Origin of the sequence: Psychromarinibacter halotolerans (assembly GCF_029168315.1) — a bacterium.
GTDB classification, from domain to species: Bacteria; Pseudomonadota; Alphaproteobacteria; order Rhodobacterales; family Rhodobacteraceae; genus Psychromarinibacter; species Psychromarinibacter halotolerans.
This window is the reverse complement of the sequence record NZ_JARGYD010000002.1, coordinates 635,771-652,274: the sequence shown is the minus strand read 5'-3', so window position 1 is coordinate 652,274 and position 16,504 is coordinate 635,771. Positions and strand designations below refer to the sequence as shown.

19 protein-coding genes are annotated in these 16,504 nt (G+C 64.6%); 15 read left to right on the top strand and 4 right to left on the bottom strand.

The genetic code is table 11. The features are described 5' to 3' along the window. Positions 1-174 precede the first annotated feature (174 nt). The 3 genes from P1K30_RS08060 (at position 175) to P1K30_RS08050 (ending at position 2,910) form a co-directional block, all read left to right on the top strand. Positions 175-1,107 carry a VOC family protein gene (locus P1K30_RS08060; protein WP_275632181.1) on the top strand — a complete coding sequence of 311 codons (933 nt, stop codon included), beginning with the start codon at positions 175-177 and terminating at the stop codon, positions 1,105-1,107. 3 nt (positions 1,108-1,110) lie between these two features. Beyond that, positions 1,111-1,734: an alpha/beta hydrolase gene (locus P1K30_RS08055; RefSeq protein ID WP_275632180.1), complete on the top strand. Its 624-nt coding sequence runs from the start codon at positions 1,111-1,113 to the stop codon at positions 1,732-1,734. 120 nt (positions 1,735-1,854) lie between these two features. After that, on the top strand, positions 1,855-2,910 hold the full coding sequence (locus P1K30_RS08050) for a LacI family DNA-binding transcriptional regulator (RefSeq protein WP_275632179.1): 1,056 nt from the start codon (positions 1,855-1,857) through the stop codon (positions 2,908-2,910). Positions 2,911-3,220: 310 nt separating this feature from the next. Here the strand turns inward: P1K30_RS08050 and P1K30_RS08045 are convergent, their stop codons facing one another. Next, entirely contained in the window at positions 3,221-3,706 is a 486-nt protein-coding gene (locus P1K30_RS08045) for a hypothetical protein (protein WP_275632178.1), read from the bottom strand. On the opposite strand from P1K30_RS08045, the gene P1K30_RS08040 reads away from it, so the two are divergent. The 11 genes from P1K30_RS08040 (at position 3,699) to P1K30_RS07990 (ending at position 12,533) form a co-directional block, all read left to right on the top strand. Then, positions 3,699-3,884 carry a hypothetical protein gene (locus tag P1K30_RS08040; RefSeq protein WP_275632177.1) on the top strand — a complete coding sequence of 62 codons (186 nt, stop codon included), beginning with the start codon at positions 3,699-3,701 and terminating at the stop codon, positions 3,882-3,884. The two genes, P1K30_RS08045 and P1K30_RS08040, sit on opposite strands and share 8 nt — an antisense overlap. A 72-nt stretch (positions 3,885-3,956) precedes the next feature. Next, positions 3,957-4,160 carry a hypothetical protein gene (locus P1K30_RS08035; RefSeq protein ID WP_275632176.1) on the top strand — a complete coding sequence of 68 codons (204 nt, stop codon included), beginning with the start codon at positions 3,957-3,959 and terminating at the stop codon, positions 4,158-4,160. A gap of 279 nt (positions 4,161-4,439) precedes the next feature. After that, a complete protein-coding gene (mutM, locus tag P1K30_RS08030) occupies positions 4,440-5,291 on the top strand; it encodes a bifunctional DNA-formamidopyrimidine glycosylase/DNA-(apurinic or apyrimidinic site) lyase (protein ID WP_275632175.1) in 852 nt (283 codons plus the stop codon). Between the two features lie 62 nt (positions 5,292-5,353). After that, the gene (locus P1K30_RS08025; protein WP_275632174.1) at positions 5,354-6,130 is read left to right on the top strand and encodes an enoyl-CoA hydratase; all 777 of its coding nucleotides are present in this window, start codon (positions 5,354-5,356) and stop codon (positions 6,128-6,130) included. An 11-nt stretch (positions 6,131-6,141) separates the two neighbouring features. Beyond that, positions 6,142-6,429 carry a putative quinol monooxygenase gene (locus P1K30_RS08020; protein WP_275632173.1) on the top strand — a complete coding sequence of 96 codons (288 nt, stop codon included), beginning with the start codon at positions 6,142-6,144 and terminating at the stop codon, positions 6,427-6,429. Between the two features lie 257 nt (positions 6,430-6,686). Continuing rightward, positions 6,687-6,950 (top strand): 30S ribosomal protein S20, encoded by a 264-nt coding sequence (gene rpsT, locus P1K30_RS08015; RefSeq protein WP_275632172.1) that lies wholly within the window; start codon positions 6,687-6,689, stop codon positions 6,948-6,950. 674 nt (positions 6,951-7,624) lie between these two features. Further along, the gene (gene dnaA / locus P1K30_RS08010) at positions 7,625-8,992 is read left to right on the top strand and encodes a chromosomal replication initiator protein DnaA (protein ID WP_275632171.1); all 1,368 of its coding nucleotides are present in this window, start codon (positions 7,625-7,627) and stop codon (positions 8,990-8,992) included. 117 nt (positions 8,993-9,109) lie between these two features. Further along, complete coding sequence (dnaN, locus tag P1K30_RS08005; protein WP_275632170.1) at positions 9,110-10,228, top strand: DNA polymerase III subunit beta; 1,119 nt, start codon at positions 9,110-9,112, stop codon at positions 10,226-10,228. Between the two features lie 57 nt (positions 10,229-10,285). After that, entirely contained in the window at positions 10,286-11,389 is a 1,104-nt protein-coding gene (gene recF / locus P1K30_RS08000; protein WP_275632169.1) for a DNA replication/repair protein RecF, read from the top strand. Then, positions 11,386-11,916 (top strand): DUF1697 domain-containing protein, encoded by a 531-nt coding sequence (locus tag P1K30_RS07995; RefSeq protein ID WP_275632168.1) that lies wholly within the window; start codon positions 11,386-11,388, stop codon positions 11,914-11,916. The genes recF and P1K30_RS07995 overlap by 4 nt, the downstream gene beginning before the upstream one ends. Continuing rightward, positions 11,913-12,533, top strand: a complete 621-nt coding sequence (locus P1K30_RS07990) for a LysE family translocator (RefSeq protein ID WP_275632167.1) — start codon at positions 11,913-11,915, stop codon at positions 12,531-12,533. The genes P1K30_RS07995 and P1K30_RS07990 overlap by 4 nt, the downstream gene beginning before the upstream one ends. Before the next feature lie 6 nt (positions 12,534-12,539). On the opposite strand, the gene P1K30_RS07985 is transcribed toward P1K30_RS07990, so the two are convergent. Then, positions 12,540-12,863 carry a hypothetical protein gene (locus tag P1K30_RS07985; protein WP_275632166.1) on the bottom strand — a complete coding sequence of 108 codons (324 nt, stop codon included), beginning with the start codon at positions 12,861-12,863 and terminating at the stop codon, positions 12,540-12,542. A gap of 175 nt (positions 12,864-13,038) precedes the next feature. On the opposite strand from P1K30_RS07985, the gene gyrB reads away from it, so the two are divergent. Next, positions 13,039-15,456 (top strand): DNA topoisomerase (ATP-hydrolyzing) subunit B, encoded by a 2,418-nt coding sequence (gene gyrB / locus P1K30_RS07980; protein ID WP_275632165.1) that lies wholly within the window; start codon positions 13,039-13,041, stop codon positions 15,454-15,456. Positions 15,457-15,511: 55 nt separating this feature from the next. On the opposite strand, the gene P1K30_RS07975 is transcribed toward gyrB, so the two are convergent. Both P1K30_RS07975 and P1K30_RS07970 read right to left on the bottom strand, forming a co-directional pair. Beyond that, entirely contained in the window at positions 15,512-16,015 is a 504-nt protein-coding gene (locus P1K30_RS07975; RefSeq protein WP_275632164.1) for an anthrone oxygenase family protein, read from the bottom strand. Between the two features lie 60 nt (positions 16,016-16,075). Then, positions 16,076-16,504 carry a DUF4345 domain-containing protein gene (locus tag P1K30_RS07970; protein ID WP_275632163.1) on the bottom strand — a complete coding sequence of 143 codons (429 nt, stop codon included), beginning with the start codon at positions 16,502-16,504 and terminating at the stop codon, positions 16,076-16,078.

Sequence of the window (16,504 nt, the reverse complement as noted above, 5' to 3'; positions counted from 1 at the left end):
TTCGCACACCCTCCCCAAGGTTTTCTTCACATTTGTGCGACGGCGCACAGAGTCCCTGCCCGTACGCTTCTTTTCTCGCGATCATAAATGACGACATTCCAGATCGAAGCACAACGCACCGGCTGTCGGTGCGTCAAACCAAAGCACCGGACAGACGGTGCAAGGAGAGCGACCATGCTGACGCAAATCAACGGGCTGCACCACGTTACCTCGATTGCCAGTGGTGCTCAGGCCAACAACGACTTCTTCACGAAGGATCTCGGCCTGCGCCGGGTCAAGAAGACCGTCAACTTCGACGCACCCGAGGTGTATCACCTTTACTATGGGGACGAGGTCGGCACGCCCGGCTCGGTCATGACCTATTTCCCGTTCCCGCACGCCGCCCGGGGCCGTCCGGGGCTCGGCGAGGTCGGCACCACTGTCTTCGCGGTCCCGAAAGGCACGCTGGCCTACTGGCAGGACAGGTTCCAGACATTCGGCACGCCGGGTCTGGAGCGGTCGTCCAGCTTCGGCGAAGAGCGCCTGCACTTCACCGGACCGGACGGCGACGCCTTCGCGCTGGTCGAAACCGAGGACGGTCGCGCCCCGTGGTCCGGCAACGGCGTCCCGTCTGACGAGGCGATCCGGGGCTTCCACTCGGCGCACCTGCGCGTCAGCGACGGCGGTGCGACCGAAGAGCTGCTGCGGTTCATGGGATACGAGGAAGATGACCGCGACGGCGACACCGTCCGCCTGCGCATTCCGAACGGCAACGGCGCCGATGTCATCGACCTGCAAACCCTGAAGGGCGCGAACTATGCCAAACAGGGCGCGGGGTCGGTTCACCATCTGGCGTTCAGCGTCGACACCCGCGAGACGCAGCTTGAAGTCCGCAAGGCGCTGTCCGACACGGGCTATGGCGTCACGCCGGTCATCGACAGGGATTACTTCTGGGCGATCTACTTCCGGTCCCCCGGCGGCGTCCTGTTCGAGGTGGCCACTAACGAACCCGGTTTCGACCGGGACGAGGACACCGCCCATCTGGGCGAGGCCCTGCAACTGCCGAACCAGCACGCCCACCTGCGGAAGGTGCTGGAAGAGAAGTACCTTGAACCGATCGAGGATTGAGCCATGAGCTACGTATATAAGGAAACGAAGGGGGCCGACGGCGGCCCCCTGCTGTTCACCTTCCACGGCACCGGCGGTGACGAATCCCAGTTCCACGGGCTGGGCGAACAGATCCTGCCCGATGCCCATGTCGTGTCGCCGCGCGGGGACGTGTCCGAGAACGGCGCGAACCGTTATTTCCGGCGCACCGGGGAAGGCGTCTATGACATGCCCGACCTCGCCGCGCGGACGCAGGCGATGGCCGGGTTCGTGCGCGGCTTTCCGACCGGCGACCGTCCGGTGATCGGGCTGGGCTATTCGAACGGGGCGAATATCCTTGCCTCGGTCGCGATGGCGGAGCCCGGCCTGTTCACCGACATCGTCCTGATGCACCCGCTGATCCCGTGGGTGCCGGACCCGGTGCCCGCCCTGAAGGGGGTGAACGTGCTGATCACCGCCGGGCGGCGCGATCCGATCTGCTCGCCCGCCGGCACCGACTTTCTGGCGGACTGGTTCCGTGAACAGGGCGCCGACACGACGCTGTACTGGCACGAGAGCGGGCACGAGATTCCGCAGGCCGAGATCCAGACAGCGGCGGAATTCGTGCAGTCCGCCGAAAACAGATGGCGCCGACTGCATAGTCTCTGAGCGCGCCGCCCGCTGCCCGGGCAACCGGGCGGCGTTTTTGCCGCTGCGGACGCCGCGCCGCGGCGTAACCCTTACCTTCCGCGGCGTCCCGGTCTAAGCCTTCGGGCGGGGAGAAGGGTCATGAACCCGCGTGAGACTTCACGCGGGTCGCTTGCGCAGGACGTGTTGATGGGAAAACGCGCGACGATCCGCGATGTGGCGGAAAAGGCCGGAGTGTCGAAATCCACCGTTTCGCTGGTTCTTCATGACTCGCCGTTGGTGCGGGCCGAAACCAAGGCGGCCGTCGAAACCGCGATCCGCGAGCTTCACTACGTCCGCAACCGCGCCGCCGCCGCGCTGCGCAGTTCCAACACCGGACGCATTGGCATCGTCGTCAACGACCTGCGGGTTCCCTTCGTCACCGAATTCGTCGCCGCCGCCCAGCGCGCCCTGATGGATCGCGGCATGGCGGCCCTGATCGCGGATTCCTCTGAGGACCCGGATACCGAGGATCGCGCCGTGCGCCTTGCGCTGGAACAGGACATTGCCGGCCTGCTTATCGCGCCCTGCCGCAGTTCCGAGGCCCCGGTGTTCAGCACCATCCTCGCGACCGGCATCCCGACCATGCAGGTTCTGCGGCAAGGCGACAGCCGTGTCGCGCAGCTTCCGTTCCATTCCATCGACTACGCCATCGGCAGCCACCTAGCCGCACAGCACCTGCTGGACCAAGGCCTGACCGAGATTGCCTTCGTCGGTGGCTACGCCGGTCACCAGATCTCGCGCGAGCGGGCCTCGGGCTATCGCGACATCATGCAGGTCCACGGACGCAGGGCGCTGGTTCTGCAAGGCGGGTCGGACCGCACCTATGGCCGCGAGGCGATGGCGCTGATCGCGCGCGACCATCCGGACGTGCAGGCGGCGATCTGCATCAATGACAGCGTGGCGCTGGGCATGTCTTCTGCCGCGATGGCCGCAGGGCGGACCGTCGGGCGCGATTTCTGGATCGTCGGCTTCGACGACATCCCGGAATGCGCGCAGGCCGAACCGTCGATCACGTCGGTCCGCTGCGATGTCGACGCCGTCGCGCGGGCGTCGGTCACGGCGCTTCTGGACTGGATCGATAACGGGGTCCCCCCGGAAGAGCTGGTCCGGCATCCGGTGAAGCTGCAGGTGCGCGACTCAAGCAAGGTCGGCTGACCCTGTCCTGCACCGCGTCCGAGTCGGTTCGTGGCCGGACGCGGGCAGCATCCGCCGCAAACTCGGCGCAATTGAATTGTGGCACACACCCTCTGGTTGATCCCAGCTGACTCCGGCCCTGTCGAAATCGTTCAAACCTTAACGGTCGGATGATCCGGTTTTCCGGGGCCTCCGGGCCTCGCTTGTCCTGTTCAGGACCACCGCTTGGCCCAAACCGGGCAGACGATTCTTATTTCTGCCACCCGATTCTGTCGAAATGCCTCATTTGGACCTGTCTTTTTAGGTAGTGTTTTCAGCCCTTTGTCGCGCGTTAACCAATAATCGCCATGTTTGGCCCCAATTTTTTCAAAATACCGAACGGCTTCAAACACGGTTCGGACGCCAAAAAAGGCCAGAACCGCCTGTTATCAGGTATTTTTGGGGCTTTGCACATTCTCGCCTTATTTCCCGTCGATTTGCGCCACGATTCACAGGTGATTTCAATCTCGGGATGTACGAACTGAGGACAAGGAACAAGCCGATGACTGCCAAGATAGTCACTGCTCTGCAGACGGAAGCCGCAAGGATGCGCAAGCGCATCCTGGACGCCGACTGCGACTCCAAGGGCGGCGCTGCCGATCTTCCGCCCGTGTCCAACAATCTTATCGACACCCTGTTCGATGCCGAATGCGGGCACCGGCAGGAGAAACGGTACCCAAGCGCCGCCTAACGAACGACCAAGACCAAAAAACACTACCAAACAAACCAAAACAAAATCCGAACGAAAACCCGAACGAATGGAGGTCACAATGCACACGAACATCGTCTCCTACCCGAAGAACCTTACTTTCCACGCCGCGAACGACGACCGCCCCTCCGGCCCTGCCGGCAACGTGGTGTCGATCAAGCGGATGCGCCAAAGCGAGCGGGTGATCCGCACCGTCCGCGGCGTTTTCTACAAGACCGGAGCAACCGGCGCTGCCCGGGCGGCCTGACCCACCGCCCACACGACCCCTAAATACCCCCATCAAAAATAATCAAAACAGACTCACGAACGGAGAAACAAAATGGAAAAGTCCCTGCTTCAGAAAGCCCGTGAAGGCCGCATCGCAGCTCTGGCCACCCTGGCTTCCACCAAAGTGGACAACATCTTCCTGATCGAGGACAAGCGCGCCAGCCAGCCGCGCAAAGCCCCGGCCCTGACTTTCGCGTCGGCACGTTCCGCGGCCCCCGCCAACGTCGTCTTCGCACCGGAGCGTCGGGCGGCCTGACCAACCGCCTGCCCCAGCCTGAACGAACGGGTTTCTCTCTCACCCGAAGTCTCACCCCGTCCGTTCGGCGCAATACGCAAGCGCAAGTTTCCCTGCGCTTCCCCCAACAACCGCCCCGCACCCCCGCGGGGCGGTTCGTTTTTTTTGAACGCATAGGTCTATCCCTGATCACCGGACGTCCGGGATGGAAAGCAGGTCCGGGTTCTGCGATACGTGGCAGGCCGAAAAACGCTGGAGCGTCGGCTGAAGAAGCAGATCGAACTGAATCGAAGGCACTGAATGCCCGAACTCCCCGAAGTCGAGACTGTCCGCCGCGGTCTGTTGCCGGTGGTGGAAGGGTTCGTCATCGACAGCGCCGACGTCCGGCGCCCCGACCTGCGCTGGCCCTTCCCCGACCGGATGGCCGACCGGCTTGCCGGGCAGACCGTCACCGCGCTGCGCCGTCGGTCGAAATATATCCTTGCCGACCTGTCTTCGGGTGAAACGCTGATCGTCCACCTTGGCATGTCGGGGCGGATGCTGATCTCGGGGCGGATGCCAGGCGCCTTCGTCCACGACCACGCGCCGACCGAAAAGCACGATCACGTCGTGCTTGAAATGAGCTCTGGCGCACGGATCACCTTCAACGACGCGCGCCGCTTCGGCGCGATGGACCTTTGGCCCACCGCGACGCTTCAGGATCACTGGCTGCTAAAGCCGCTGGGTCCCGAACCGCTGGGCAACACCTTCCACGAAGATTACCTTGCCGAACGGCTTAAAGGACGGAACACGCCGATCAAATCGGCACTGCTGGACCAGAATGTCGTTGCGGGACTTGGCAACATTTATGTTTGCGAGGCGCTTTTTCGGGCACAGATCGCACCACGCCGCAAGGCGGGCCGCATCTCGGACAAGCGCATCCGCTCGCTGGTCCCGATCATCCGGGACGTGCTGACGGACGCCATCGCCGCGGGCGGCTCCAGCCTGCGCGATTACCGCCAAGCCAGCGGGGAACTTGGATATTTTCAGCACACCTTCCGCGTCTACGGCCGCGAGGGCCAGCCCTGCACGACACCCGGCTGTAACGGTACGGTTGCACGAATCACGCAGTCCGGCAGATCCACCTTCTTCTGCCCCAACTGCCAAACGTGACTTGAACCGCGCCCGTGGATGGGTATGGAGTCGGTCGGACGGTAACAGCCAAAGGCATCCAAATGGCCTTCAAGACGATCATCGTCGAAATTGACGACCACGTCGCAGTCATCAAGCTCAATCGACCGGACGCACTGAACGCTCTCAATTCGGAATTGATGGGCGAGCTTGCGACCGCGCTGCGCGAGGCAGAGGCCAACGAAAAGGTCCGCTGCACCATCATCACCGGGTCCGAGAAGGCGTTCGCCGCCGGCGCGGACATCAAGGAGATGTCCGAGAAGACCTTCGTCGAGGTCTATCTTGAGAACATGTTCGGGAACGAAGCGGAAAGCATCGCGCGCGCCCGCAAGCCGGTGATCGCCGCCGTGTCGGGCTATGCGCTGGGCGGCGGCTGCGAACTGGCGATGATGTGCGACTTCATCATCGCGGCGGACACCGCCAAGTTCGGCCAGCCCGAGATCAACCTTGGCGTCATCGCCGGGATCGGCGGCACGCAACGGATGACCCGCGCCATCGGCAAGGCCAAGGCGATGGACATGCACCTGACGGGGCGGTTCATGGATGCCGAAGAGGCCGAACGCTCAGGCCTTGTCAGCCGCATCGTCCCGGCCAAGAAGCTGATGGAAGAGGCTATGGCAGCGGCGCACAAGATTTCCGAGAAATCCGCGCTGTCGACGCGGGCGGCGAAAGAAGCCGTCAACCGCGCGTTCGAGACGACGCTGGCCGAGGGTCTGCTGTTCGAACGGCGTCTGTTCTTCTCGCTGTTCGCGACAGAGGACCAGAAGGAAGGCATGTCCGCCTTCCTTGATAAGCGCGAACCGCAGTTCCGCGACAAGTAGCCGGTGCGGCGGTGTTCGGACTGATCGGGAAGATCACCGCCGAGTCCGGGCGCCGCGCCGAACTGGCTGCGTACCTGCACGACGGCTCGCGCGATTTGCCCGGCTGCCTTTCCTACGTGGTTGCACTGGATTCGCAGGACCCGGACGTGATCTGGGTCACCGAGGTCTGGGAAGACGCCGAAGCGCACAAGGCGTCGCTGCGCCTGCCGTCGGTGCAGAAGGCAATCACGAAGGGCCGACCGCTGATCGCGGGGTTCGAGACGGTGGCCACCACCGATCCCCTTCCCGGACTTCGTTGAAGTAACCGGATTTTCCTCGGAATACTGGCAGGCACGGTATTATGGCGCATCGTGCCCTGCGGTGCCCGGGATCGTCAGCGCGTCCCACCGGCCCGGCGGCAGGACGATTTCGGCTTCACAAACCGCGACTCCTCGCTTATAGGCCACGGCTTACATGCGCGTGAGGCCCGCCTGGCCGGATTGAGTCGGTTCCTGAAACCCGACCCGGGTCTTGCTGCGCTATTGGTATGTACTGAACCCGAGGAAGGGAAACCGACATGGCGAATTCGCCCCAGTCCAAGAAGCGCGCCCGTCAGAACGAGCGCCGTTATGCCGTCAACAAGGCCCGTCGCTCGCGCATCCGCACCTACCTGCGCAAGGTCGAGGAAGCGATCGCGTCCGGCGACAAGGATGCCGCCGCCACCGCGCTGCAGGCTGCCCAGCCCGAGCTGATGCGGGGCGTCACCAAAGGCGTTCTCCACAAGAACACGGTTGCCCGCAAAATCTCGCGTTTGAACTCGCGCGTGAAATCGCTGGGCTAAGCCCTGCGTGAAGATGATTCTGTGGGGCCCTGTTTTTTAAGGGCTTTTCTGCAGCGCCGCACGACTCACAGACAAATCGAACAAAGGCCCGCGACCGTCGCGGGCCTTTGTTGTTTCCGACCTGTGATGATTCCGCACCGCTTGGCCAAAGGGGAAAAGGATTCTTCCGGACGCAACCCAATAAAGCGGGAAAACCGGCCCGACGACTCATTGCGCATGCCACATTTCGCGGGCTAGCTTGCCCGAGCGATTCACGCAAAAAACAACCTGGGGGGACATGGGGTCGAAGAGCCAAAGCGTCCGAACTCTGCAATTCGGATGCGCACCTGATGTGGGGCGACAACAGGACAAGGCTTGAAGGAAACCGATGCACGGCGCTGCCAAATGCCGTGACGGGGGCCTGACGGGAAACCGCCGCTGACGCGACGTTTCTCACGATCTCGATGTTCCAAGACAACTGGTGCCTTCGGGCAGACTGGCGGCGGGCATATGCCCGGCGGGCTGTCTGTTCTGTGGCGCCGCCGGATCGGACGGACCGAGCTGTGGCACGCAGGGCAATCGCCCTGCGCAGCCGGTCTGTTTTCCAAGGCGGTTTGCGGCGAAACGCAATCAAGGTTCCGGGGCCTCATAGGGGTTTCGGGTGGGACAGAACTGAGGTGCGGGTCAAAAATAAGATGAACGAAGAGTTGTGGACGAAGATCAGGAACGAACTGGCGGATGTCGTGGGCAAGGACAACTTCCGGAACTGGATCGAGCCGATTGAATTCGGGACATTGAATGAGGGCGAAGCCGTATTCTACGTGCCGACGAACTTCATCGGTGACTGGGTCACGCGGAACTTCAGCGACCTGATCATGATGCGGCTCAAGGCTGCCGGCGTGCCGGTATCCCGCATGAAATTCACGCTTGCGCCGGCCTCCCGCCCGCAAGCCCCCCGCGTTCCCGCAAAAGCCGCCGCCGCGACCCGCACCGCCGCCGTGGCCACCACGACCGAGGACGAGCTTCCCGGCGCGCCGCTGGATCCGCGGTTCACCTTCGACCGTTTTGTCGTCGGCAAGCCGAACGAGCTGGCCCACGCCGCCGCGCGCCGCGTGGCCGAGGGCAACGAGGTGTCGTTCAACCCGCTGTTCCTGTACGGCGGCGTCGGTCTGGGCAAAACGCACCTGATGCACGCCATCGCGCACGAGTTGCAGAACCGCGAAGACGGCCTGCGCGTCGTGTACCTGTCGGCGGAACAGTTCATGTACCGTTTCGTGCAGGCGCTGCGCGACAAGCAGATGATGGACTTCAAACAGCTGTTCCGCTCGGTCGACGTTCTGATGGTCGACGACGTCCAGTTCATCGCCGGCAAGGACAGCACGCAGGAAGAGTTCTTCCACACGTTCAACGCGCTGGTGGACCAGAACAAGCAGATCGTGATCTCGGCCGACCGTGCCCCGAACGAGATCAAGGACATGGAAGACCGCATCACCAGCCGCCTGCAGTGCGGTCTGGTCGTCGACCTGCACCCGACCGACTATGAACTGCGCCTTGGCATCCTTCAGCAGAAGGTCGAACAGCAGCGCATGCAGTATCCCGGTCTGGTCATCGCCGACGGCGTGCTGGAATTCCTTGCGCACCGCATCTCGAACAATGTCCGCGTGCTGGAAGGCGCGCTGATGCGCCTGTTCGCCTTCGCGACGCTGGTCGGCCGCGAGATCACGCTGGACCTGACGCAGGAATGTCTTGCAGATATCCTGCGCGCCTCGGACCGCAAGATCACCATCGAAGAGATCCAGCGCAAGGTCAGCGAGCATTACAACATCCGCCTGTCCGACCTGATCGGCCCCCGCCGCCTTCGCGCGCTGGCGCGGCCCCGTCAGGTGGCGATGTACCTGTCCAAGCAGCTGACCTCGCGGTCGCTGCCGGAAATCGGCCGCCGTTTCGGCAACCGCGATCACACCACGATCATGCACGGCGTGCGGAAGATCGAAGAGCTGATGATGAACGACAGTCAGCTGGCCGACGACATCGAACTGCTGCGGCGGGCTCTGGAAGCCTGAGACACGCCCCGGGTGGGGCTTGACGCTGCAGCCAAAGGGACTCACTGTCCGCAAAAAGCACTTGAGCCGGGGCGAGATCCGAGTAGGGTTCTCGCCCCGACAGCATGAGGGATGACGATGAAAGTCAGCATCGAACGCGGCACGCTTCTGAAGGCCGTAGGTCAGGCGCAGTCCGTCGTTGAACGGCGCAACACGATCCCGATCCTGGCGAACGTGCTGATTGAAGCCGAGGGCGACGGCGTCACCTTCCGCGCCACCGACCTGGACATCGAGGTGGTCGACAAGATCCCCGCGATGGTCGAACGCGCGGGCGCCACGACGGTCAGCGCCGTCACCCTGCACGAGATCGTCCGCAAGCTGCCGGACGGGGCGATGGTCCAGCTGGTGGACGATGGCGCCTCGGGGCGGCTGGAGGTGATCGCGGGCCGGTCGAACTTTAACCTCGCGACGCTGCCGAAAGAAGACTTCCCGGTGATGGCGTCGTCCGAGTACCAGTCGAACTTCTCGGCCCCGGCACCGGTGCTGCGGCGTCTTTTCGACAAGTCGAAATTCGCGATCTCGACCGAGGAAACGCGGTATTACCTGAACGGCGTCTACATGCACGTCGCCGAGGCCGAGGGCGGACAGGTCCTGCGCTGCGTCGCGACCGACGGCCACCGGCTGGCCCGGATCGATGCCGATCTTCCGGCAGGTGCCGAGGACATGCCTGGCGTCATCGTGCCTCGCAAGACGGTGGGCGAACTGCGCAAGCTGCTGGACGACGACGACATGAAGATCGCGGTGTCGGTGTCCGAGACGAAGATCCGCTTCGCCACGCCCGAGATCACCCTGACCTCGAAGGTCATCGACGGCACGTTCCCCGACTATTCGCGCGTCATCCCCGCGGGCAACACCCGTAAGCTGGAAGTCGACGCGCAGGAATTCGCGAAGGCCGTCGACCGGGTCGCGACCGTGTCGTCCGAGCGGTCGCGCGCCGTGAAGCTGCAGCTGGACGAGGACCGGCTGGTACTGTCGGTGAACGCACCCGACAGCGGCGCCGCCGAGGAAGAGCTGGCCGTGGCCTATGGCGACGAGAAGCTGGAGATCGGGTTCAACGCGAAGTACCTGCTGGAAATCGCCAGTCAGGTGGACCGCGAGAACGCCGTGTTCCTGTTCAATTCCGCCGGCGACCCGACCCTGATGCGCGAGGGCAACGACCTGAGCGCGGTCTATGTCGTCATGCCGATGCGCGTGTAAGCCCCCTGCGGGGGCTGCCGCTGGCAGAGGTATTTTTCAAGAGAAGAAGATGGGGTCATGCCCGGTCTCGCACTGACGGAGCTGACGCTGTCGCACTTCCGCTCGCACCGCCGGGCAGTGCTGGCGCTTGACGGGCGGCCTGTGGCGATTCACGGGCCGAACGGCGCGGGCAAGACCAACCTGTTAGAGGCCGTATCGCTGTTTTCGCCCGGACGCGGGCTGCGGCGGTCCAGCGCCGAAGAGATGTCGCGCCAGCCCGAAGGGTTGGGGTGGAAGGTCTCGGGCGTGCTGCAAAGCCTGTATCAAGTGCACGAGGTGGCGACCTCGTGGGAGCCGGCGGGCGCGCGCATGGTGCAGATCGACGGCAAGGGCGCGACGCAGGTGGCGCTGGGGCGGATCGCGCGGATGATCTGGCTGGTGCCGTCGATGGACCGGCTGTGGATCGAGGGCGCCGATGGACGACGGCGGTTCCTGGACCGGATCGCGATGAGCTTCGAGCCGTCCCACGCCGAGGCGACGCTGACCTATGAGAAAGCGATGCGCGAACGCAACCGGCTGCTGAAGGATCAGGTGCGGGACGCGCACTGGTATGCGGCGCTGGAGCGGCAGATGGCCGAGGCGGGCGCCGCGATCCAGACGAACCGGCGCGATGCGCTGGACCGGATCGCGGGCGCGCAGGCCGGGGCAGAGACGGCCTTTCCCACCGCGGACCTGACGCTGGGCGCCGCCGACGACAGCGAGACGCCGGGGGACGCCGAAAGCTTTGCCGCCGCGCTGGCCGCCGGGCGTTCGCGCGACCTGTATGCCGGACGCACGCTGATCGGGCCGCACCGGGCCGATCTGGACGCCGTCTATGCCGCCAAAGGGGTCCCCGCGCGCCAGTGTTCGACCGGCGAGCAGAAGGCGCTGCTGATCTCGCTGATCCTCGCCAATGCCCGCGCGCTGGCGCAGGATTTCGGCGCGCCGCCCATCGTTCTGCTGGACGAGGTCGCGGCGCATCTGGACGCGGGCCGCCGCGCCGCGCTTTATGACGAGATCTGTGCCCTTGGCGCGCAGGCGTGGATGACGGGGACCGGTCCGGAGTTGTTCGCGGAGCTGGGCGACCGGGCGCAGGTCGTGGGCGTCACCGAAACCGGCGGCGCATCGGAGGTCGGGACATGAGCGAGGTGTCGGTCGTGCTTCTGCGCGGGATCAATGTCGGCGGGCGGAACAGCCTGCCGATGGCCGAACTGCGTGCCATGCTGGAGGGTCTGGGGGCCGAGGATTGCCGGACCTACATCCAAAGCGGCAACGCCGTTGTGCGGGGCGGTGTCGAGGCTGAAACGCTGTCGGATGCCATCGCGGCCGCCAAGGGATTTCGCCCGCATGTGCTGGTCCTGCACCTGGACACCTATCGGGAGGTGCTGGACGCCTGCCCGTTCGCGGCGCAGGGACAGGCCGACGGCAAATCGGTGCACGTCTACTTCGCCGATGGCACGCCGCAGGAGCCTGATGCGCAGACCCGCGCCCTTGCCACCGGGACCGAGACGCTGGCGGTGAGGCAGGGGGCGGCGTACCTGCATGCGCCCGACGGCATCGGCCGGTCGAAGCTGGCCGCGAAACTGGACAAGGCGCTGACTGTCCCGGTCACCGCCCGCAACTGGACCACCGCGCAAGCCATCCGCGCGCTGGCCGAGGACATCGCATGACCATCACCGCTGTCGAACTGGGGCTGTACGCCCTTGGCCTTGCCGTCCTGTTCCTGACCCCCGGCCCCGTGTGGCTTGCGATGACGGCGCGGGCGCTGTCCGGTGGGTTTCACGCCGCGTGGCCGCTGGCGCTGGGCGTGGTGGTGGGCGACGTGGTCTGGCCGCTGCTGGCGGTGCTGGGCGTGACGTGGCTGGTGTCGGTCTTCTCGGGGTTCCTGCTGTTCCTGAAATGGGTGGCCACGGCGTTCTTTCTTGGCATGGGGTTCATGATCCTGAAGAACGCGGACAAATCGATTTCGGCCGACAGCCGCCTGACACGGCCCGGCGCATGGGCCGGGTTTGTGGCGGGCGTCGCCGTGATCCTTGGGAACCCGAAGGCGATCCTGTTCTACATGGGCATGTTGCCGGGGTTCTTCGACCTTCGGACGCTGACGGTGCCGGACATCGTGGCGATCTGCGCCCTCTCGGCGGCGATCCCGCTGCTGGGCAACCTTGTCGTGGCCGCCTCTGTCGGGCAGATCCGCAAGCTTTTGGCGTCGCCGCAGGCGGTGCGTCGGACGAACATCATCGCGGGCAGCCTGCTGATCGTCGTCGGCCTGATCATTCCCTTCACCTGAGCGGCATCAGGCCGGGGCCGCGAATTCTTCGGTCTTGCCGACCTCGTTGTCCGCGATCAGCGTCATCTGAAGCCGCTGCACCCGCGGTTCGCTGCCATAGGCGTCACGGACTGACTGCCGCCACGCCGCGTCGTGCCATCGGTCGGCGGCAGCCGGGTCGGACCATTGGTACACCGCGCCAGCCGTGTTGGCCTCGGGGTCGTAGAAGAAGCTCTTGCGCACCAGTTCCGGCACCGCCCGCCACTTGGGCGCGACCTTGCGGGCCCCCTCCATCACCTCGTCCCGGGTCATTCCCGGACGCAGGTCGAACGTCACGATTTCCATAAGCATGGGCCATCCTCCTTGCCGTCGCCGCACGCGGGAAGACTAGGCCGGTAGGCACAGGCGCGGCAACCGCGACCCGCCGGTGCAAACCCCGGTTGCGAATACCAAATATTGTGTATCCGGCGTGACATTTCCCCCATGAACGCGTATAAAATCGGCAACAAGAACAAGGGATCCACGCATGGCCGAAGCAGCCCGGCAGCCTGAAGAGTATGGCGCCGATTCGATCAAAGTTCTCAAAGGCTTGGAAGCCGTCCGCAAACGCCCCGGCATGTATATCGGGGATACGGACGACGGGTCCGGCCTGCACCACATGGTCTACGAGGTCGTCGACAACGGCATCGACGAGGCTTTGGCCGGTCATGCCGACCGCGTGACGGTCACGATCCACGAGGATTCCAGCGTCTCTGTCACCGACAACGGTCGTGGCATCCCTGTCGACATGCACCCCGAGGAAGGCGTGTCGGCGGCCGAGGTCATCATGACCCAGCTGCACGCCGGCGGTAAGTTCGACCAGAACTCGTACAAGGTGTCCGGCGGTCTGCACGGGGTCGGCGTCTCGGTCGTGAACGCGCTGTCCGACTGGCTGGAGCTGACGATCTGGCGCAACGGCAAGGAACACACCGCCCGGTTCGAAACGGGCGACACCGTGCGCCACCTTGAGGTCGTCGGCGACGCCGAGGGGCAGAAGGGCACGCGCGTCCGCTTTCTGGCGTCGACCGATACCTTCTCGAACCTCGAATACAGCTTCAAGACGCTGGAAAACCGCCTGCGGGAACTGGCGTTCCTGAACTCGGGCGTGCGGATCATCCTGCGCGACGAACGCCCGGCCGAGCCGCTGGAAACCGACCTTCACTATGAGGGCGGGGTGAAGGAATTCGTCCGCTATCTCGACCGCAGCAAGACGCCGCTGTTCGAAGAACCCATATTTGTCACGGGCGAGCGCGAAGGCATCACCGTCGAAGTCGCGATGTGGTGGAACGACAGCTACAACGAGATGGTGCTGCCCTTCACCAACAACATCCCGCAGCGCGACGGCGGCACCCACCTTGCCGGGTTCCGCGGTGCGCTGACCCGGACGATCAACCTGTACGCCGGGTCGTCGGGCATCGTGAAGAAAGAGAAGGTCAACCTGTCGGGTGACGACGCCCGCGAGGGGCTGACTTGCGTCCTGTCGGTGAAGGTGCCCGATCCCAAGTTCTCGTCGCAGACCAAGGACAAGCTGGTCAGCTCCGAGGTACGCCCGGCGGTCGAGGGCCTGATGAACGAGAAGCTGGCCGAGTGGTTCGAAGAGAACCCGCAGCAGGCCAAGATGATCGTCGGCAAGATCGTCGAAGCGGCTCTTGCGCGCGAAGCCGCCCGCAAGGCGCGCGAGATGACGCGCAAGAAGACCACGAACGACGTGTCTTACCTTGCCGGCAAGCTGAAGGAATGTTCCGACAAGGACCCGCGCAACCGCGAACTGTTCCTCGTCGAGGGTGACTCGGCCGGTGGTTCCGCGCAGACCGGTCGCGACCGGCGCACGCAAGCGATCCTGCCGCTGCGGGGCAAGATCCTGAACGTGGAGCGCGCGCGGTTCGACCGGATGCTGGGCAGCCAAGAGATCGGCAACCTTGTGATGGCGCTGGGCACCGGGATCGGGCGCGACGAGTTCGACATCGAGAAGCTGCGTTACCACAAGGTCGTCATCATGACCGACGCCGACGTCGACGGCGCACACATCCGCACGCTGCTGCTGACGTTCTTCTTCCGCCAGATGCCCGAATTGATCGAAGGCGGGTATCTCTATATCGCGCAGCCGCCGCTGTACAAAGTCAGCCGCGGCAAGTCCGAGGTGTACCTGAAAGACGTGCCCTCGCTGGAAGACTACCTGATCCAGCAGGGCCTTGAAGGCGCGGTGCTGCGGCTGAACACCGGCGAGGAAATCGCCGGCAACGACCTGTACCGCGTGGTCGAAGCGGCGCGCCAGTTCAAGCGCGTGCTCGATGCCTTCCCGACGCATTACCAGCGCTATGTGCTGGAACAGGCGGCGATCGCGGGCGCGTTCGATGCGGGCAAGGCGGATGCCGACCTGCAGTCGGTAGCCGACACCGTGGCCCAGCGGCTGGATCTTGTCGCAGAGGAATACGAACGCGGCTGGCAGGGCCGGATCACGCAGGACCACGGCATTCGCCTGTCGCGCATCGTGCGCGGTGTCGAAGAGATCCGCACCCTCGACGGCGCCATCCTGCGCTCGGGCGAGGCGCGGCGCCTGTCCGAAGTATCGGCCGAGTCGCGCACGGTTTACACCAACCCCTCGGATCTGGTCCGCGGCCCGCGCAGTCAGCGCATCTATGGCCCGGTCGACCTGCTGGACGCGATGCTGGAAGAAGGCGAACGCGGCCTGACACTGCAGCGCTACAAGGGTCTGGGCGAGATGAACCCCGATCAGCTTTGGGAAACCACGCTGGACCCCGAAGCACGCACCCTGCTGCAGGTGAAGATCGAGGACGTGGCAGAGGCCGACGACATCTTCACCAAGCTGATGGGCGACGTGGTGGAACCCCGCCGCGAGTTCATCCAGCAGAACGCGCTTAGCGTCGAAAACCTCGATTTCTGAGGCATCGCGAGGCGCCCGGATCACCGGGCGCCCGCTTCGCCATCGTCGCCGACCGCTACGCGGGCCAGGCCGGTGACAGCGACGTCAGCGCCACCAGCAGCAACGCCGCCGCCACACCGCAGGCGATTGTCCGGACCGTGTTCCAGAACGTCCAGCGCGGAACATAGGTGCCCGACCAATAGGTGCGGGTCGCCTCTTGCGACAAGTCCATGCCCGCCAATGCCTCGTTCATCGGGACGTTGAAGACCACGGTGACGCCGAAACAGCCGACAAGATAGACCAGCCCCGCAGCGGCGGCGAGCGTCGCGACCGGCCCGTTCATCCAGAAGCCGGAATAAACGGCCAGCGCCAGCGACACCGCGGCAAGGCCAAGGAACAGGGTCATGAACACCCAGCGGAATACCTCGCGGTTGATGGCTTGCATCGCCTCGGCGCCGCCGTGGCCGCTGGTCACCGACAAGGCGCGCATGATGAAGTCTGAAAAGGCAAGAAACACGCCGCCGACCAGCGCATAGGCAAGCACGGCGATATGGGCGAAATAGAACAGCAACGGGGACATGGTCGGAACTCCTTGGATGGGGGCGGCAGCAGGGGGCCGGCCCTCGCCGCCGCGACTGGGTCAGGTGGTGGTCCGCGCGGCCGAAAGGCCGGCCGCAGGGGTCCACAGGCGTTTCCGGAAGACCGCGAGGCACAGGGCGGCAATTGCCAATTCGACCGCAAGTGCGCCCAGCACGCTGCCCGACGGCATCCCGTCTGCGACAAGCCCGACCAACCGCCCGACCGGGAAAGCGATGAAGACGGTCAGCGCCGCCGCGATGGACACAGGCAAGATCGCCGGTCGGCGGAGGCCCAGCAGCATCAGCAGGCCGAACCCCGCAAGCCCGGCACCGGGCGCGCGCAGCTCGCTCAGCAGGTTGGCGTCCCGGCCCAGCAGGATGCCGTAGCTGGCGTAGAACGCATGCGGCGCAAACAGGATGAAGGCGCCGATGATCAGGGCGACAAGGCCCGCAAGACCCAACGCAATCGTCTCTAATACAGTGGCTTTCAT

What these genes read in the sequence shown, in the direction of transcription:
- P1K30_RS08060 (WP_275632181.1), top strand. Translation starts at nt 175, where the DNA reads ATGCTGACGCAAATCAACGGGCTGCACCACGTTACCTCGATTGCCAGT.
- P1K30_RS08055 (WP_275632180.1), top strand. Translation starts at nt 1,111, where the DNA reads ATGAGCTACGTATATAAGGAAACGAAGGGGGCCGACGGCGGCCCCCTG.
- P1K30_RS08050 (WP_275632179.1), top strand. Translation starts at nt 1,855, where the DNA reads ATGAACCCGCGTGAGACTTCACGCGGGTCGCTTGCGCAGGACGTGTTG.
- P1K30_RS08040 (WP_275632177.1), top strand. Translation starts at nt 3,699, where the DNA reads ATGCACACGAACATCGTCTCCTACCCGAAGAACCTTACTTTCCACGCC.
- P1K30_RS08035 (WP_275632176.1), top strand. Translation starts at nt 3,957, where the DNA reads ATGGAAAAGTCCCTGCTTCAGAAAGCCCGTGAAGGCCGCATCGCAGCT.
- mutM (WP_275632175.1), top strand. Translation starts at nt 4,440, where the DNA reads ATGCCCGAACTCCCCGAAGTCGAGACTGTCCGCCGCGGTCTGTTGCCG.
- P1K30_RS08025 (WP_275632174.1), top strand. Translation starts at nt 5,354, where the DNA reads ATGGCCTTCAAGACGATCATCGTCGAAATTGACGACCACGTCGCAGTC.
- rpsT (WP_275632172.1), top strand. Translation starts at nt 6,687, where the DNA reads ATGGCGAATTCGCCCCAGTCCAAGAAGCGCGCCCGTCAGAACGAGCGC.
- dnaA (WP_275632171.1), top strand. Translation starts at nt 7,625, where the DNA reads ATGAACGAAGAGTTGTGGACGAAGATCAGGAACGAACTGGCGGATGTC.
- dnaN (WP_275632170.1), top strand. Translation starts at nt 9,110, where the DNA reads ATGAAAGTCAGCATCGAACGCGGCACGCTTCTGAAGGCCGTAGGTCAG.
- recF (WP_275632169.1), top strand. Translation starts at nt 10,286, where the DNA reads ATGCCCGGTCTCGCACTGACGGAGCTGACGCTGTCGCACTTCCGCTCG.
- P1K30_RS07995 (WP_275632168.1), top strand. Translation starts at nt 11,386, where the DNA reads ATGAGCGAGGTGTCGGTCGTGCTTCTGCGCGGGATCAATGTCGGCGGG.
- P1K30_RS07990 (WP_275632167.1), top strand. Translation starts at nt 11,913, where the DNA reads ATGACCATCACCGCTGTCGAACTGGGGCTGTACGCCCTTGGCCTTGCC.
- P1K30_RS07985 (WP_275632166.1), bottom strand. Translation starts at nt 12,863, where the DNA reads ATGCTTATGGAAATCGTGACGTTCGACCTGCGTCCGGGAATGACCCGG.
- gyrB (WP_275632165.1), top strand. Translation starts at nt 13,039, where the DNA reads ATGGCCGAAGCAGCCCGGCAGCCTGAAGAGTATGGCGCCGATTCGATC.
- P1K30_RS07975 (WP_275632164.1), bottom strand. Translation starts at nt 16,015, where the DNA reads ATGTCCCCGTTGCTGTTCTATTTCGCCCATATCGCCGTGCTTGCCTAT.
- P1K30_RS07970 (WP_275632163.1), bottom strand. Translation starts at nt 16,504, where the DNA reads ATGAAAGCCACTGTATTAGAGACGATTGCGTTGGGTCTTGCGGGCCTT.